The organism is Pectobacterium carotovorum (genome assembly GCA_016415585.1).
Classification (GTDB): Bacteria; Pseudomonadota; Gammaproteobacteria; order Enterobacterales; family Enterobacteriaceae; genus Pectobacterium; species Pectobacterium carotovorum_K.
This window is the reverse complement of record CP066552.1, coordinates 3863398-3878952: the sequence shown is the minus strand read 5'-3', so window position 1 is coordinate 3878952 and position 15555 is coordinate 3863398. Positions and strand designations below refer to the sequence as shown.

Annotated in this window: 17 protein-coding genes; 9 read left to right on the top strand and 8 right to left on the bottom strand. The window is 52.2% G+C overall.

The window, feature by feature from the left end:
- Window positions 1-54: 54 nt before the first annotated feature.
- Window positions 55-786, top strand: a complete 732-nt coding sequence (gene rlmB / locus JFY74_17365; protein ID QQG27819.1) for a 23S rRNA (guanosine(2251)-2'-O)-methyltransferase RlmB — start codon at window positions 55-57, stop codon at window positions 784-786.
- Between the two features lie 76 nt (window positions 787-862).
- On the opposite strand, the gene JFY74_17360 is transcribed toward rlmB, so the two are convergent.
- The gene (locus JFY74_17360) at window positions 863-2395 is read right to left on the bottom strand and encodes a HAMP domain-containing protein (GenBank protein ID QQG27818.1); all 1533 of its coding nucleotides are present in this window, start codon (window positions 2393-2395) and stop codon (window positions 863-865) included.
- A 325-nt stretch (window positions 2396-2720) separates the two neighbouring features.
- On the opposite strand from JFY74_17360, the gene JFY74_17355 reads away from it, so the two are divergent.
- Window positions 2721-3119 (top strand): DUF350 domain-containing protein, encoded by a 399-nt coding sequence (locus JFY74_17355; protein QQG27817.1) that lies wholly within the window; start codon window positions 2721-2723, stop codon window positions 3117-3119.
- A 63-nt stretch (window positions 3120-3182) separates the two neighbouring features.
- On the opposite strand, the gene bsmA is transcribed toward JFY74_17355, so the two are convergent.
- The 4 genes from bsmA to JFY74_17335 all read right to left on the bottom strand — a co-directional run bounded on the left by bsmA (window position 3183) and on the right by JFY74_17335 (window position 7649).
- A complete protein-coding gene (gene bsmA, locus JFY74_17350; protein QQG27816.1) occupies window positions 3183-3491 on the bottom strand; it encodes a biofilm peroxide resistance protein BsmA in 309 nt (102 codons plus the stop codon).
- A 114-nt stretch (window positions 3492-3605) separates the two neighbouring features.
- The gene (gene prfH / locus JFY74_17345; protein ID QQG27815.1) at window positions 3606-4229 is read right to left on the bottom strand and encodes a peptide chain release factor H; all 624 of its coding nucleotides are present in this window, start codon (window positions 4227-4229) and stop codon (window positions 3606-3608) included.
- Entirely contained in the window at window positions 4226-5347 is a 1122-nt protein-coding gene (locus JFY74_17340; protein QQG27814.1) for an RNA ligase RtcB family protein, read from the bottom strand. The genes prfH and JFY74_17340 overlap by 4 nt, the downstream gene beginning before the upstream one ends.
- Before the next feature lie 361 nt (window positions 5348-5708).
- Entirely contained in the window at window positions 5709-7649 is a 1941-nt protein-coding gene (locus JFY74_17335; GenBank protein ID QQG27813.1) for a Cache 3/Cache 2 fusion domain-containing protein, read from the bottom strand.
- Between the two features lie 295 nt (window positions 7650-7944).
- On the opposite strand from JFY74_17335, the gene yjfP reads away from it, so the two are divergent.
- From yjfP to JFY74_17305, 6 genes are all read left to right on the top strand, one after another.
- Complete coding sequence (gene yjfP / locus JFY74_17330; GenBank protein QQG27812.1) at window positions 7945-8697, top strand: esterase; 753 nt, start codon at window positions 7945-7947, stop codon at window positions 8695-8697.
- Window positions 8698-8878: 181 nt separating this feature from the next.
- Window positions 8879-9271, top strand: coding sequence for a 30S ribosomal protein S6 (rpsF, locus tag JFY74_17325; protein QQG27811.1), 393 nt, complete (start codon window positions 8879-8881; stop codon window positions 9269-9271).
- A gap of 5 nt (window positions 9272-9276) precedes the next feature.
- Complete coding sequence (gene priB, locus JFY74_17320) at window positions 9277-9597, top strand: primosomal replication protein N (GenBank protein QQG27810.1); 321 nt, start codon at window positions 9277-9279, stop codon at window positions 9595-9597.
- Between the two features lie 4 nt (window positions 9598-9601).
- Window positions 9602-9829, top strand: a complete 228-nt coding sequence (gene rpsR, locus JFY74_17315; GenBank protein ID QQG27809.1) for a 30S ribosomal protein S18 — start codon at window positions 9602-9604, stop codon at window positions 9827-9829.
- A 41-nt stretch (window positions 9830-9870) separates the two neighbouring features.
- Window positions 9871-10323: a 50S ribosomal protein L9 gene (gene rplI / locus JFY74_17310; GenBank protein ID QQG27808.1), complete on the top strand. Its 453-nt coding sequence runs from the start codon at window positions 9871-9873 to the stop codon at window positions 10321-10323.
- A gap of 254 nt (window positions 10324-10577) precedes the next feature.
- Window positions 10578-10940, top strand: coding sequence for a DUF488 family protein (locus JFY74_17305; GenBank protein QQG27807.1), 363 nt, complete (start codon window positions 10578-10580; stop codon window positions 10938-10940).
- Here JFY74_17305 and JFY74_17300 read toward each other — a convergent pair.
- Window positions 10937-11650: an Opacity-associated protein A gene (locus JFY74_17300; protein QQG27806.1), complete on the bottom strand. Its 714-nt coding sequence runs from the start codon at window positions 11648-11650 to the stop codon at window positions 10937-10939. The two genes, JFY74_17305 and JFY74_17300, sit on opposite strands and share 4 nt — an antisense overlap.
- A gap of 391 nt (window positions 11651-12041) precedes the next feature.
- On the opposite strand from JFY74_17300, the gene fklB reads away from it, so the two are divergent.
- Window positions 12042-12662 carry an FKBP-type peptidyl-prolyl cis-trans isomerase gene (fklB, locus tag JFY74_17295; GenBank protein QQG27805.1) on the top strand — a complete coding sequence of 207 codons (621 nt, stop codon included), beginning with the start codon at window positions 12042-12044 and terminating at the stop codon, window positions 12660-12662.
- A 90-nt stretch (window positions 12663-12752) separates the two neighbouring features.
- Here fklB and ytfE read toward each other — a convergent pair whose 3' ends face one another.
- Window positions 12753-13418 carry an iron-sulfur cluster repair protein YtfE gene (ytfE, locus tag JFY74_17290; GenBank protein ID QQG27804.1) on the bottom strand — a complete coding sequence of 222 codons (666 nt, stop codon included), beginning with the start codon at window positions 13416-13418 and terminating at the stop codon, window positions 12753-12755.
- Between the two features lie 345 nt (window positions 13419-13763).
- Window positions 13764-15431 (bottom strand): indolepyruvate decarboxylase, encoded by a 1668-nt coding sequence (ipdC, locus tag JFY74_17285; GenBank protein QQG27803.1) that lies wholly within the window; start codon window positions 15429-15431, stop codon window positions 13764-13766.
- Window positions 15432-15555: the final 124 nt, after the last annotated feature.

Sequence of the window (15555 nt, the reverse complement as noted above, 5' to 3'; positions counted from 1 at the left end):
TCTACAACCCGCAAGACGAATGTTATCTCGCTTTACACAATTTGAAGAGTATCAATGAGCGAAATTATTTACGGTATCCACGCGGTTAAGGCACTGCTTGAGCGCGATCCACAGCGTTTTCTGGAAGTCTTTATTCTGAAAGGACGCGACGATCGTCGCCTTCAGTCCGTTATTACGGAGCTGGAAGCGCAGGGCATCGTCATTCAAGTGGCGAATCGCCAATGGCTGGATAAGCAGGCTGAAGACGCGGTGCATCAGGGGATCGTAGCGAAAGTCAAAGAAGGGCGGAAATATCAGGAAAACGATCTGCCTGCGATGTTAGATAATCTGGAAACGCCTTTCCTGCTGATATTGGACGGCGTGACCGATCCACACAACTTGGGTGCTTGCCTGCGTAATGCGGATGGGGCGGGTGTGCACGCGGTGATTGTGCCACGCGATCGTTCCGCGCAACTGAATGCGACGGTGAAGAAGGTGGCCTGTGGCGCGGCAGAAACTGTACCGGTTATCAGCGTGACCAATCTTGCCCGTACGATGCGCTTGTTGCAGGAACGTAACATCTGGATCGTCGGCACGGCGGGTGAAGCGGATCATACACTGTACCAAAGCAAACTGACCGGGCCGCTGGCGCTGGTGATGGGCGCGGAAGGGGAAGGTATGCGTCGTTTGACTCGTGAACACTGCGATGAGCTGATCAGTATTCCGATGGCGGGCAGCGTGTCTTCACTGAATGTCTCTGTTGCCACTGGCGTATGCCTGTTTGAAGCCGTTCGCCAGCGCGCATAATTGCCGTCGCTATCAATAATAACGAGGTGCCATCAGGCACCTCGTTGATTTTTTTGGCTGGTGTTCTAAATAGTGCTTATGCAGCAGATGTCAGTCTGCGAACCTCGTGTTGTGAAGGCTGTAAAAGCCGGAAAACGGAGACCGCATCCGACAGGATGAGCGCCTGCTGTTCCAGAGACTGAGCGGCAGATGAGGATTGCTCCACCAGCACGGTGTTTTGCTGTGTGTTCTGATCCATTTCTATAATAGCCTGACCAACCTGAGAAATGCCGCGATGCTGTTCGTCCGACGCGGTAGTAATGTCTTTCATGATGTCGTGGACCTGCGTCACTGACTGGACAATCCCTTCCATCGTTTTCCCCGCGCCGTTAACGAGTGCAGCACCGTTATTAATCTGCGAAACCGACTCAGCAATCAGTGTATCGATCTCTTTGGCCGCCTGTGCGCTGCGCTGTGCAAGACTACGCACTTCGCTGGCGACGACGGCGAAACCACGCCCTTGTTCACCGGCTCGCGCAGCCTCTACCGCGGCATTGAGCGCCAGGATATTGGTCTGAAACGCGATGCTGTTGATCATTGAGGTAATTTCAGCGATGCGGTGGGAGCTTTGCGCAATATCGTGCATGGTATTAACGGCTTTAGATACCTGCTCTCCTCCTTGATTCGCGGTATTGGAGGCATCCATGACCAGCCGGTTAGCCTGATGGGCGTTATCGGCATTCTGCTTCACCGTTGACGTCAGCTGTTCCATACTGGCGGCAGTTTCTTCAAGTGCGGCGGCTTGCTGCGTCGTGCGAGAAGAAAGATCGACGTTACCGGCGGTAATTTCTCCAGCGGCATAGGAAATCTGGTTCGCGCTGAGGCGAATTTTATCAATCATGCTGTGCAGATTATGGTTCATCTGCCCCATGGCTGAAATTAACTGACCCAATTCATCGCGGCGTTCATTATGAAGCTGTACGGTAAGATCGCCTTCCGCAATTGCGCGGGTAGCGTGTAACGCCTGGTGTAGCGGACGGACGATCTGTCGTGAGATAACAATGGCCGTGGTCAGACCGAGTATGATGGCAATCAGCGTAATCACGCCCAACTGTATATCGCTGCTAATGACGTTATGACCGGCGCGGGTCTCTTCCGTGAAGTAAAGCTTATTGATATTTTCCTGCAACACCGCCATCTGAGCGTTTAATTCACTGAGCCGCTGTTGGCTGACATCTGGGCTCATAACCTGCTGGCGCTGTGTAATATAGGCGTTGAGTGATGTGCTGATATCCTGAATGGTACTTTTATCTTCCGTTGGCCAATGGCCCGTGTCGATCGCTTTCAGCAAGGCTGACAGTTCTTCGCTAATGTTACTGATCGCACTGTCGTGCTGTTCCAGATACTGTGCTTTACGCTCCAGCGCATAGCCGAAATTGTTTTCTCTGGCGACAACGGTCTTGTCATACATGGCACCAAGGCGGCTGATGCGCTTCAGCGATTGGTCGCTATTGTGCAATCCGTAAAAGCCGACCATGGAGAGAATCACCCCCATGATGAGCAATAAACCAAATCCCACCAATAACTTTCGTGTTACAGACAGGTTTTGAAATGACATCCAGCGCAGCATAAACCTCTTCCTTTTGTTCATTAATTATTTTCCGTCTTTGCAGGCCAAGAACGGATTAGTTGTCGTTGTGTGTTTGCATAAAAAGCAGGTGATGAAGGTGAAGCAGGCACTATCTAACTAATAAAAAATACCTTATCTGTTATCGGCATTTCAGGCGCAATACTTATCCGTTTTCTTAAAAAATGTGAGGAGACTCGTGCGGATATGAAGACCAGGGATAAAGTGCTCCGCAGGGGATTCTTGCGTTGTTTATCACGTAAAGTCATGTATAAACGCTTTGCTATGCAATAATCATCTATACCCGCCATTTAAAAGGAATATCTCTATGCCTATTGTTACGTCGTTACTCGCTTTCGTTTCCTATTTCTTTATCGGATTTGCCATGGTGCTGGCTTTCCTGTTTATTTACACCCGCGTCACGCCGCATGATGAATGGGCGCTGATTAAAGAAAACAACGGTACGGCTGCTATTGGGTTTGGTGGGGCGTTGATTGGCTACGTGATCCCGCTTTCCAGTGCGGCGATTAATTCGGTGAATCTGGTGGATTACATTACCTGGGGCGTGGTCGCGCTGGTGGTGCAATTGCTGATTTATTTCGCGGTGCGCCTGTATATGCCGCGCCTCAGCCAGCATATCCAGAATAACGATATCGCTTCTGGTGCCTTTCTCTGTGCCGCTTCGCTCAGCGGCGGGATTCTGAATGCGGCGTGTATGTCGTATTAATTTGCCGTGGCATGACAATACCGGGGATCTGCCCGGTATTGTTTTACTGCGAGTCCCTTAGATTCAGCGATACAGGACGGCGCGAGCGAACCATATGCCCGGGAGTGTCGCGGCCTCGGATTTCAGCACAATCACATAATAATGTGCGCCGGAGGCATCGGCTTTCTGTTGAAGGGCGCGATCCACATCATCAGCGTTTCCGCGTACGTTAACCGAAATCGTCCCCATTTTTTCCAACTGGCTGGTTTGCGCGTAGCGAATTTCGAGTGCTTTCTCCGCAGGCGGCGGTGCCGCGACAGGCTTTCCTTGTATGATCTGGCAGCCGGACAGCATCAGTATTAAGGGTAAGAAAAGTATCCGCATGATGTTCATCGTTTCAGCCTGACAGGAGTAGATAGCGGGAGTGTAGCGCTATCATCGAACAGATGGCACTCTCTTTAACAGGGAAAATCACGGGCGGCAGTGGGTGCCGCCCGTGAGTTGAGGTTAGCGCGAGACGACCAGCGTAAAGTCTTCGCCTTTGAAGACTTTTACCGGATTGCCGCGTTCGATCTGATGGTGGAACAGACGCCGCTGTGCCCGTAGTTCAGCATGCTGCTGTTGCTGTAACGCTTCCAGACGATAGGCGATGAGATAACAGGCCAGACGCTTGTTGGCGTGCTGGCTACGTTCACTCTGTACCTTCACCGTGATGCCGCTGGCGACATGCGTGGCGCGGACGGCAGACTCGGTTTTATTCACATGCTGCCCGCCGGGACCGGAAGACTTGGTGGCTTCAAAGCGGATCTCGTTATCGGCAAACACCTGTTCCTGATGAAAGCGTGCGATGCCAATAAACCAGTTCTTGCGTCCGCCACCTTTGCGCCAGGGGCTATTGCACGTCCACTGAAGCGTACCGCACCAGTTGGCAGCCAGCGGTTCCGCCTGTTCACCGTTTAGCAGAACCAAGGCGGAACGCAGCGTACCGGAACGCTTCCCTGATTCGGTTTCGATGACTTCACATTCGATACCGTGCCGCGCAGCATCTCGCGTCAGAGCCTGCAACGCTTTTGCGGTTGCCAGCATGCATTCGTCCGGCCCCTGCGCAGCGGAAAGTTGAAGCAATATCATTTATCCCTCCTGCGCGTTTTGTAGGTGAGTACGGGTTTCAGACGGGCAATCAGTGTGATTAACCCCGCCTGCTGCATCGCGCCAATCACGCTGTCTATCGGTTTGTAAGCCTCTGGCGCTTCCTGAAAGATCAGTTCCCTGTCCTGACAAATAACACGGCTACCGAAACGAGTACGCGCCAGTTGCTGGACGCTGTAACGTGCAGATAGTCGATCCTTACACTCCGTTCGCATCCACTTTCTGCCCGCGCCATGTGCCAGAGAATACAGGCTGTCGGCGTGAGGAATGGGCTGCACGATGTAGCTGTAGTCACCGCGTGAACCGGGAATGATGACCGGGCCGCAATCGGCAGGTGTCGCACCTTTGCGGTGCAGCCAGCCGGAAATACCCTCAATCGTTGCTGGTGTCACCAGATTGTGGTTCACGTCCAGCGCGGCCTCTCCTTGCGTATGCCACTGCTCCAACATCCGCTGCGCGATCAGCCGCCGATTATTGGTAGCAAATGTCAGCGCGAACTGATGCTGTTCCAAATAGGCTTCAGCAGCAGGCGTGTTGGCTTCAAGACCATGATGGCCGAATTCCCGCACATGAGCTTCCAGTATGGATTGCCCTAATCCGCGCGAGCCGCTATGGACAAGCAACAATAACTGCTTCGGATCAATATGCAGAGCGTGCAGCGTATCTGGCTGATAAATTTCATCAAGCAGCTGCAATTCTGCAAAATGATTACCACCGCCGATGGTGCCCAACGAATAGCGGAAATCGGCCAGGGCCGGTGGAATATCGATATCGTTTTCCAGTGGCCCATCAATACTGCCAAGCCGTTTTTCCAGCTTATCCAGAGAAACCTTTTTAGCATTCAGGCCGGTGTGCCATAACGCCATGCCGCAGCCGATATCATTCCCGACCAGTGCTGGGTAGAAGCGCTGCTGTGAAAAAAAGGCGGCTCCGATGGGGTAACCACGGCCTGGATGCAAATCTGGCATTCCGGCCACGCGTACCATATTAGGGAGTTGTGATGTAGTTTGAAGTTGTTGGATTGCTTTACCTTCAATCCAAGTGTTTTCCGTCGCGATCACACTGACACGCGCCGAAATAGAGCGAATAGCATTGCCCATAGATCATCCTGCTGATCAATTTAAAAATAGGGTAAGGCAGGCTACAGCTGGGGGGGATAACGCAAAGTGGAAAAGAATGCGGAATTAGTCCCGAGATGTCCTGCAAAGAATCAGAGTAAGTGTTGTCATGATGTCGTCTCCTTTGTCAGTGTGAGGGATGGGTGAAAAAACGTCGGCATAATACTCAAGTGGCGGCCATCGCGCAATAGCCGCGACGCAATGTCCGTTATACCCGCATACTTCAAGCCTCAGGTGTGTTGGCTGCGCTTAGGCACCCGAATTACTTACTTGAGTAAGCTCATCGGGATGCCTTCTCTTGTCGCCTGCCTACAACTCGAATTATTTAGGGTACGTGTGAATGTTAAATACGGAAGACGCTGACCAGCTCGCTGAGGTGGTGGCCTTTCTGGCGCAGGCTCTGTGCGGTGTCTTCCGAATTGTTGACCAGAATGGCGTTTTCCTGTGTTGCCTGACCAATCTGTACAATCGCGATGTTCACCTGGCTGATACCCGCGGACTGCTCGCGTGAGGCGATATCGATATCGTTCACGATGGTACTGACCTGCAAGATACGGTTACGCAAGTCGTCCATGACCGCCTGCGTTTTTTCTGAGAAATGATAACCCGCTTCGATTTTCTCCAGTGATTCATCAATCAGGGCTTCAATCTCTTTCACGGCGGTAGAACTGCGCTGTGCCAGTGCCCGTACTTCGGCAGCAACTACGGCGAAGCCTCTGCCATGTTCGCCTGCTCGAGCGGCTTCTACCGCAGCATTCAATGCCAGAATATTGGTCTGGAAAGCGATAGATTCGATTACCGTCGTGATATCGGCAATCCGCTGGGATGAGTTTTTGATATCGCTCATCGTCGAAACGGAGTCGGTGACGGTCTGGCTGCCGTTTCGTGCTGCTACGGCGCTCTGCTCTGCAAGATCTTTGGCGGCGGAGACGTTATCGGCGTTCTGCTTCACGCTGGCGGAGAGTTGCTCCATGCTGGCAGACGTCTCTTCGACGCTACTGGCCTGACGGACAATCTGCTCGCTGATGTTTTCGCTATCGGCAGCCAGCGCATCGGTGCTGGCACTGATTTCTTCGGATGAATTTCTCACTTGCGATACGATGGTCGTTAGCCCTTGTCCAATGCCGTTAATGGCATCGATCAGGCGGCCAACTTCATCATAACGGTTGCTTGAGAGCGTTGCTGTCAGGTTACCGGCAGAAAACTGTTCCGCCACTTTAACGATTTCAACCAGCGGCTGGCTCAGCCATTTGCGCGTCAGTACGACAAAGAATCCTGCGAAGAGCAGAACCAGAATAATGCCACCGCCCAAAAACAAGTTACGGGTGTGGTTAACCTCTGCCATTAGGCTTTCTTTGCTCACTGCGCCTGCAACAATCCAGTTCCACTGCGGAATACTGCGGTACACCATGATTCGGGTTCTTTCTTCGCCCGTCATCGTATTGTTGTCGTATTCGAGCGTACCATTACCGGTTGCTAGCGCTTTCTCTAACGCACCTTCCGACCAGTCAGGGCGCTGGTTGGCATTGCTTTGGTGGTAAAGATAGTTACCCGCATCCTTTCCTTTTTTCGTGCTAAGGACAAAGAAATGGCCTGTTTCACCGATTTTCTTGTTCAGAATAGTTTGTTGCATCTCGGTAAATTGCTTCGTGATGTCGACACCGACGAACAGAATACCGATAACCTTGTTTTCACTATCGCGTATCGGTTGATACTGGGTGATGTACTGTTTGCCGAAAAGCGTGGCTAACCCACTGTAGGTGTCGCCTTTCATCACGGGCGCATAGGCCGGGCTTTCACGATCGAGTTTGGTGCCCATCGCACGCGATCCATCTTCTTTTTTCAGTGAAGTGGTGATGCGCGTAAAATCCTCTCCATCACGGACAAAAATCGTTGAGATCGCGTGGGTACGGCTCAGAAAGTCGTCCGGTACTTCGGTGTTGAGGTTCAGTACCGTATCACCAGCCTTAAGCGTTGGGTGAGAGGTGCTTCCGAAAGGCGTGCGATTAACGTTATCCAGTGAAAACTGCGTCGGCAGAAAGCTTGCCAGCAGCCGCGTATAGTTGCTGACCTCGGCTTGTAGGCTGGCATCGTACATGTTGATCATGTCGGTGACGCCATTCACCTGGCTCTGCATGTCGTTAAGGGTCAGAGCTTTGAGTTGATTGCCTGCTGATCGGGTGAGGGATAGGGTGAATGCGATAAAAAGTATCGCCACGCTCAGTGAAGCGATGGCTGATAGCTTGATACCCAGGCCCCAGTGTTTAAAAGAAAGTCCCAACATATGTGTGTCTCTTATAATAAAAAAGGTTACTTTTTAGTCTTGCTTCACATGCGTTAACGGCAGTAAATGAGAAAAAATTAATCACGGAGTGTAAACATTCATTTCAGTTATTGATCTAGATCAATGTGATTTTTTTATTTACATAAATGCGCCAATTAAACCCGAACGGAATCAAGGACGACACGGAGATAAGAAAGTGGCTGTGAGTGGGGTTATCGTAAAAGGTCGTCCCCTTTCTGCTAAAGACGATTTCGCTACATAAAAATAGGCTGACAGAACGGAAAACGAGGGAAATATGGTCGAAATGTCACTGGATAAACTCGGTAGCGGTATTGAAACGATTCACGCGGCACCTGCGGGAAAGAGAGAGCAGCCCCTCCCGACGATTTTCTTCTTTCATGGTTACACCTCATCAAAAGAGGTGTATTCGTATTTTGGCTATGCGTTGGCTCAGGCTGGATTTCGGGTGATTTTGGCCGATGCGGCCATGCACGGTGCGCGCTATAACGGCGATGAAGCGCATCGATTGCGCCATTTCTGGGATATTCTGCAATCGAATATTGAAGAACTTCCCGATTATGTCGCGGAATATCGGCAGCGTGGCCTGATCGACGGGGCACGGATTGGCGTTTGCGGCGCGTCGCTCGGCGGAATGAGTGCGCTTGGGTGTATGGCGCGTTATCCCTGGATTACTGCGGTAGCGGCATTTATGGGATCCGGCTATTTCTCTACGCTATCGTCCGCGCTGTTTCCTCCGGTTCCGGCCGATAGTGAGGAAAATCAAGCGGTGTTGCAGACGTTAGCGAGCAAACTGGCTGATTATGATGTCACGACGCGTCTGGACGCGCTGTCCGATCGGCCGCTGCTGGTGTGGCACGGTGAAGCGGATGATGTTGTGCCGGCGGCAGAAAGTGCACGCCTCTATCAGGCATTACAGGCGCGCGATAAGCTGGCTAATCTGACGTATTTGACCGAACCGGGCGTAGGGCATCGCATTACGCCAACGGCGCTGCAGGCAGGCGCTGATTTCTTCCAGCGGACGCTGTAATTCTTGCCCGACTGTTTAAATATCGCCGCGCAGAAAACTCCTGTGTTTCTTCCTTGTGTTCTTTAATGTCGGGCACTATACTTACGCGTCATTTTTTCAGCCGCACATACACACGTTCCTTGCCTCCACGGGCCGCGGTTGACCCAGACAGGAGGCTGAATAATCCGTAAGGAGCAATTCGATGCGTCATTACGAAATCGTATTTATGGTTCATCCTGACCAGAGCGAACAGGTTCCGGGCATGATCGAGCGCTACACTGCCACTATCACTGGTGCGCAGGGCACGATCCACCGTCTGGAAGACTGGGGCCGCCGTCAGCTGGCTTACCCGATCAACAAACTGCACAAGGCACATTACGTTCTGCTGAACGTTGAAGCGCCGCAGGAAGCGATCGATGAGCTGGAAACAAACTTCCGCTTTAACGATGCCGTTATCCGCAGCATGGTTATGCGCGTTAAGCACGCGGTAACTGAAGCATCTCCAATGGTGAAAGCGAAAGACGAACGCCGTGAGCGTCGTGAAGATTTCGCTGAAGCTGGCGATGATGTGGATGCAGGGGATTCTGAAGAGTAATTGTTGTGGTGACGGTGAATCGTCTGGTGTTGTCCGGCACAGTGTGCAAGACGCCCATTCGTAAAGTCAGCCCGTCAGGCATTCCTCACTGTCAGTTTGTGCTTGAGCACCGCTCGACACAGGAGGAAGCCGGATTGAGTCGGCAAGCATGGTGTCGTATGCCCGTGATTGTCAGCGGACTCTCGTCACAATCAGTTACCCACAGTATAACGGTCGGCACGCAACTTACCGTGCACGGGTTCATTAGCTGCCATCAAGGGCGCAATGGCTTGAGCAAGATAGTGTTACATGCCGAGCAGATTGAATTGATAGATTCTGGAGACTAGCCACATGGCACGTTATTTCCGTCGTCGCAAATTCTGCCGTTTCACCGCGGAAGGCGTTGTAGAGATTGATTATAAAGATATCGCTACGCTGAAAAACTATATCACTGAAAGCGGCAAGATTGTTCCGAGCCGTATCACCGGTACTCGTGCAAAATACCAGCGTCAGCTGGCCCGCGCTATCAAGCGTGCGCGTTACTTGTCTTTGTTGCCGTACACTGACCGTCATCAGTAATCGGCCACTGTCCATTAACGAGACTTTGAGAGGATAAAGTAATGCAAGTTATTCTGCTTGATAAAGTAGCAAACCTGGGCAGCCTGGGTGATCAGGTAAACGTTAAAGCGGGCTATGCTCGTAACTTCTTGGTTCCACAGGGCAAAGCTGTCCCGGCAACCAAGAAAAACGTTGAGTTCTTCGAAGCACGCCGTGCTGAACTGGAAGCCAAACTGGCTGACGTTCTGGCTGCTGCTGAAGCTCGCGCTGCTAAGATCAAAGAACTGGGTAGCGTTACCATCGCGTCTAAAGCAGGCGACGAAGGTAAACTGTTCGGTTCCATCGGTACTCGCGATATCGCTGATGCGGTAACGGCTGCCGGTGTTGACATTGCTAAGAGCGAAGTTCGCCTGCCGAACGGCGTTCTGCGTACTCTGGGTGAGCACGAAGTGAGCTTCCAGGTACACAGCGATGTCTTTGCTGAACTGAATGTCGTTGTTGTTGCTGAAGCATAATTCACGTTTATTGTTGAATTAATACTTTAGTTAACATGTGAAACGCTGGCCTTGTGCCAGCGTTTTGCATTTTAGGGATTGGGAAATGATCTATCATTGCCTATACCCTAAATAATTCGAGTTGCGTGAAGGCGGCAACTGAACGAATCCCCAGGAACTTACTCAGGTAAGTGACTGGGGTGAGTAAGGGCGGCCAACGCACAAGCAGCTTGAAGTATGACGGGTATATACCTAAAAATGAGGCCGGAGGCTGCATGTCTGACTTGATTCACCTCATCCGCGTCTATGACGCGCACGCGCCTTTTTCTTCTCCCACCTTTCTGATTGACCGCCTGTGGCCGCGCGGCATCAGCAAAGCGCGTCTGGAGGGCGTTGAGTGGTTTAAAGACATCGCGCCGAGTAGCGAGTTGCGGAAATGGTTTCACGCCGAGCCTGAACGCTGGGCGGAATTTGTGGATTACTATCGTAATGAGTTAGTGCAGGGTTCGGCGTGCGGCAGGCTGTTGACGTTACTTGAGCAGAAGCAGGCAATCACGCTGCTTTATGGCAGTAAAGACGCGCAGCACAACCATGCTATCGTCCTGCGCGATTTTCTTTTGGAACGGCTGGCTCGTTAGCGCGTACGAGTAAAGGCACCGTCCGCACCGCGGGTGAATCGAATCGTCTGGTTCGCCGTGGTTTCGATCTCCAGTTCTGCGACCATGCCTTGTGCATTCAACTGTAATTTGACTTCCTGACCTGCCCGTAAATTGCTGAGCGGTTTATCCCTGCCTTCCACCTGAGCCATCGCGAACACATCGCTGACTGGCAGATTGTTATCGCGAAAAAGCTGGGCCAGCGTTTGGCCCGAAGCGATCTCATACTGTCGCCACGGTGCTGATGACGACATTGGAGGCTCGGTAGTCGCAGGCTGATGCTGTGGTGTTAAAGGCTGGCTTTCAATAATCACGGCCTGCATCGCAGCCTGATTATCCGCTTGAGTAAGAGGTACGGACGTGGTGCGGGCAGGCTGCGAATGTTGAGCGCTGTAAGGCCAGAGCAACACGACGAGCAGCAGTGCGATAGCGATTAAAATCCAGCGGCGATGGAGGAACGGCAACGGTTCCATCCAGTGATAGCCGTCGGGCAGATGCCAGACTTTCTGTAGCATGGTACCAAGACGCTCGCGCAGGGAAGGAGAGGGCAGCTGTTCCTGCTCTTCGCGTTCCCCGTCGTTTTCTACGGCTACAGCATGTGAGGGCTGCCGCTGGATGATTCGCTGGCAGAAGCGTACTAGCGTTTGATAATCCCAGGTGGTTTTCCGCTTCCTGGGCGCAATTCTGCCCATGGTGACCTCTCTTACTACGGTTTAATATAAAAACAGTTCAGTATAAAAACAGCATCATATAAAAATGATGTCATTAACAACGCTATGCCCGTAACTAAAACGATGTCGGTAACTAAGCTATCTCACTAGCCAGACGGCGTCGGCATAAAAACAGTATCAGGATGCTAACGCAATCCAGTATACCGATAACCCGCATGGGCTGACCAGTTAACGCGTTGATGATTAAGGCAACCCGTGCGATAGAAACATCAGAACTACCAGTATAGGCCAGCTTCCCGGAATGGCTTGGCTGGCGTGCGGTTAACGTGATTACCTGCACGCAGGATTTTACCCCAATCCCCGTCGCTGTTATGCTGCGCTTTCAGTTTTTTACAGATTAAAAGGAACATCCATGACAACTCCTTCTTTTGATAGCGTCGAAGCGCAGGCAAGTTACGGCATCGGCTTACAGGTTGGTCAACAGTTACAGGAATCAGGTCTTGAAGGTCTGATCCCAGAAGCTCTGCTTGCTGGTTTACGTGACGCGCTGGAAGGTAATGCGCCTGCGGTGCCTGTGGATGTGGTTCATCGTGCGCTGCGTGAAATTCATGAGCGTGCTGATGCGGTACGTCGCGATCGCCAACAGGTGCTGGCGGTAGAAGGTCAGCAATTCCTGGCCGAAAACGCGCAGAAAGAAGGCGTGAACAGCACGGAATCTGGTCTGCAATTCCGTGTGTTGACTCAGGGTGAAGGTTCGATTCCTGCTCGTCAGGATCGCGTACGTGTGCATTACACCGGCCGTCTGATTGACGGCAGCGTGTTCGACAGCTCCGTCCAGCGTGGTCAACCTGCTGAATTCCCGGTAAGCGGCGTGATTCCAGGCTGGATTGAAGCGTTGACGCTGATGCCAGTCGGTTCCAAGTGGGAACTCTATATTCCGCACAATCTGGCGTATGGCGAACGTGGTGCAGGTGCGTCCATTCCACCATTCAGCGCGCTGATTTTTGAAGTGGAACTGCTGGAAATTCTGTAATCTCCAGACAAAAAGAAAGGCGCTCACTGAGCGCCTTTGTTATTTTTACGGAATGGTTTTTACTGACTTTCTTTTTTTATTGAAACGACATTACTCACCGCGCAGCGCGCGTGGGAACAGTAAATTGTTTTCCAGATGGATGTGTTCCATCAGATCGGTAATGAACTCGTTGATACCAGAGTACAGCGCACGCCAGGTGTTGCAGGCCCCTTCTGGAGGTACAACGCCATTGGTCAGCTCTTTGACCACTTCCACATCACGTCCAGCGTCATCGTGTTCATGCTCCATCACGGAAATCGGTGCGGCAGCATTCGCGCCCATTCCCTGACTGATCATCGGGAAGAGGATGCGTTCTTCTTTCATCATATGCTGAGACAGCTCGTTATAGATGGCGGTCAGCTGGTTTGCTAGGCCGTGTGGGCAATCGGCTTTATCGTGATGCACGCGCTCGACTTTTTCCGCCATCAGAATCAACTCTGGCAGCTGTTCGCGGTGGCGATCGTGAAAGCGAGGGATGATGTACGCGATAATGTCGGCCAGTGGCGCTTCACGCCAGTCCCGCGCGTCAGAAGGCTGCGCGGCCAGTTTTTCTAGCTGTGCTTCCAGCTCGTCGATATTGAGATCTTTTTTGCCAGCCGCGCGGCTGAGCGTTTGCTTTCCGCCGCAGCAGAAGTCCAGATTGAGTTCACGAAAGAGTTTGGTTGCGCGCGGAATAGCGATAGCCAACTCACCCAGGGATTGATCGCGGTATGCCATGATGATGCCTCTCAACGAATGCAGTTTATAAATTGCATTTTAAATGCATCTTTAATAGTTGAATATACCGCTTACGAGGTAGGCGGTAAAAAGAATACCGAGGTTGCTGACAAAGCCAGTATGGCGGTAGTAACGGATAGATCGTAAAGACGCTGTGAATACATCCCTGTACGCTCGGATTGCGCAGATATGAATCTCATCCATGAGATTCACCCTTTCAGGGCCGTCGCAAGCGACGTTCAAAAGCGTTCCTGACGCTTTTGTCCCTGGCGCAAACGCTTTACTCTTCTATTCCGTTACTCCCGTTCTCGTTCAATAAATAGGTTCGTCGACAGTCTGACCGTGCTACTGCACGGTATTGCGGGTCTCAAGCGACTGCGTGATGGTGTGTAAAAGCGCGGGAATATCCATTCTCGGCAATACCACCTCAATGAGTGAGAAGCGAGATGCGGCATTCACTTGCTCAAGCACCTGTGCGAGTGCGGCCGGTGAACATACCTGTTCGCAGAGTATCTCGTTTTCATTCGCCCCTAGCGCGGCAGGAAGCTGCGTCCAGTTCCAGGCAGCAATGTCGTTGTAGCGCTGTTCGGGGCCGTGAATCGCGCGTTCAACGGTGTAGCCTTCGTTATTCAGCACCACAATGACCATATTCAAGCGATCCCGAATGATCGAGCCCAGTTCCTGCACGGTGAGCTGAAGTGAGCCGTCTCCGATCAACAGCACCACGCGTCGTTCCGGTTCGGCAATCTGTGCGCCAAATGCGGCGGGCAGAGAATAGCCTATCGACCCCCACAGCGGTTGCACGATGAAATGGCAGTCCGCTGGTAACCGGAGCGTGGCGGCTCCAAAACAGGAAGTGCCTTGGTCGGTCACGAGAATATCGCCAGAGCGGAGGAAACGCTGCATCTGTTGCCAAAACTCTCGTTGATTGAGTGTGTCGGTGTGCTCTGACTGCGGTAAGGCCGGAGGCGTAATGGTGCAGTGATCCCAACGGGGCGCGAGCATCGCGGTGATGTTTTCCAGCGCGGTGATGGCGTCTGACATCGGAACAGCAGGGAAAACCTGACCTCCAACGCGCGCCAGCGTTGGCTGGATATCGATGTTTTTTTCGTTGGAAATCTGGTGGCTGAAGCCAGCGGTAATCGTATCGGTATAACGCACGCCAATGCTGATGATGACATCCGCGTCTTCGATGTGTGCTCGGATCGCTTCGTGACTGCCGCCACCCGCGTAGGTGCCGGTAAAACTGCGATGCTGTTCGTTTAGCGTGCCTTTCCCCATCAGCAAGGTGGCGTGGGGGAGCGGGGTTTTATCGAGCCAGTGTTGGATTTGCCCTGCAACACCAACGCGCTGAGCCAGAAAGTCAGCCAGCAAGGAGACTGATCTTGCCTCGCTGAGCATCGTGGTGGCGGCTGTGGTAAAAGCTTGTAGCGATTCATCAGAGCGTAATGGTTCAGGGATAACGAGCGAATACGGTCGTGTTCCAGCCGGTGCCGCCGCCACGTCTAAGGGCAGAAACAGGTATACCGGCTTGTGCTGCGCAAGCGCTTCTCCAATAACCCTGTCGATCTCCGTGGTAGCGTTCTCGACGGTGAGGCTGGCTTGCGCAACGGTAACTTCTGCTGCCATGCGGGAAAAGTGGCTAAAGTCGCCGTCGCCTAATGTGTGATGGAGTAATTCGCCGTTGTGTTGTGACGCGAGACTGGGCGCAGCGGCAATGTGAATGACGGGCAGGCATTCCGCGTAGCTGCCTGCAATACCGTTAATCGCACTGAGTTCGCCCACGCCGAAGGTGGTGAGCAAGGCCGCTGCTGGCCGGCATCGCGCATAGCCATCGGCGGCGTAAGCGGCGTTTAATTCGTTCGCACAGCCCACCCAGGCGATCTCCGGGTGCCTGATGACATGATCGAGAAAATGCAGGTTGTAATCGCCCGGCACCCCGAAGAGATGCTGAATACCAATCTGTGTCAGACGATCCAATAAGTAATCTCCTACCGTATAGTTTTCGCCCATTGCTTATTCCCTCTAGAAATGATGGATATTCTGAGAGTAAGTATTAACCTTTATATAAATATTTCTAATATTTATTCCCTATGGCTAAGCATTTTTCTGCATCTTTCATCGTTGAAGGTCTTTT

Excerpts from the sequence above, each read along its gene's own strand:
- rlmB (QQG27819.1), top strand. The coding sequence starts at position 55 with ATGAGCGAAATTATTTACGGTATCCACGCGGTTAAGGCACTGCTTGAG.
- JFY74_17360 (QQG27818.1), bottom strand. The coding sequence starts at position 2,395 with ATGCTGCGCTGGATGTCATTTCAAAACCTGTCTGTAACACGAAAGTTA.
- JFY74_17355 (QQG27817.1), top strand. The coding sequence starts at position 2,721 with ATGCCTATTGTTACGTCGTTACTCGCTTTCGTTTCCTATTTCTTTATC.
- bsmA (QQG27816.1), bottom strand. The coding sequence starts at position 3,491 with ATGAACATCATGCGGATACTTTTCTTACCCTTAATACTGATGCTGTCC.
- prfH (QQG27815.1), bottom strand. The coding sequence starts at position 4,229 with ATGATATTGCTTCAACTTTCCGCTGCGCAGGGGCCGGACGAATGCATG.
- JFY74_17340 (QQG27814.1), bottom strand. The coding sequence starts at position 5,347 with ATGGGCAATGCTATTCGCTCTATTTCGGCGCGTGTCAGTGTGATCGCG.
- JFY74_17335 (QQG27813.1), bottom strand. The coding sequence starts at position 7,649 with ATGTTGGGACTTTCTTTTAAACACTGGGGCCTGGGTATCAAGCTATCA.
- yjfP (QQG27812.1), top strand. The coding sequence starts at position 7,945 with ATGGTCGAAATGTCACTGGATAAACTCGGTAGCGGTATTGAAACGATT.
- rpsF (QQG27811.1), top strand. The coding sequence starts at position 8,879 with ATGCGTCATTACGAAATCGTATTTATGGTTCATCCTGACCAGAGCGAA.
- rpsR (QQG27809.1), top strand. The coding sequence starts at position 9,602 with ATGGCACGTTATTTCCGTCGTCGCAAATTCTGCCGTTTCACCGCGGAA.
- rplI (QQG27808.1), top strand. The coding sequence starts at position 9,871 with ATGCAAGTTATTCTGCTTGATAAAGTAGCAAACCTGGGCAGCCTGGGT.
- JFY74_17305 (QQG27807.1), top strand. The coding sequence starts at position 10,578 with ATGTCTGACTTGATTCACCTCATCCGCGTCTATGACGCGCACGCGCCT.
- JFY74_17300 (QQG27806.1), bottom strand. The coding sequence starts at position 11,650 with ATGGGCAGAATTGCGCCCAGGAAGCGGAAAACCACCTGGGATTATCAA.
- fklB (QQG27805.1), top strand. The coding sequence starts at position 12,042 with ATGACAACTCCTTCTTTTGATAGCGTCGAAGCGCAGGCAAGTTACGGC.
- ytfE (QQG27804.1), bottom strand. The coding sequence starts at position 13,418 with ATGGCATACCGCGATCAATCCCTGGGTGAGTTGGCTATCGCTATTCCG.
- ipdC (QQG27803.1), bottom strand. The coding sequence starts at position 15,431 with ATGGGCGAAAACTATACGGTAGGAGATTACTTATTGGATCGTCTGACA.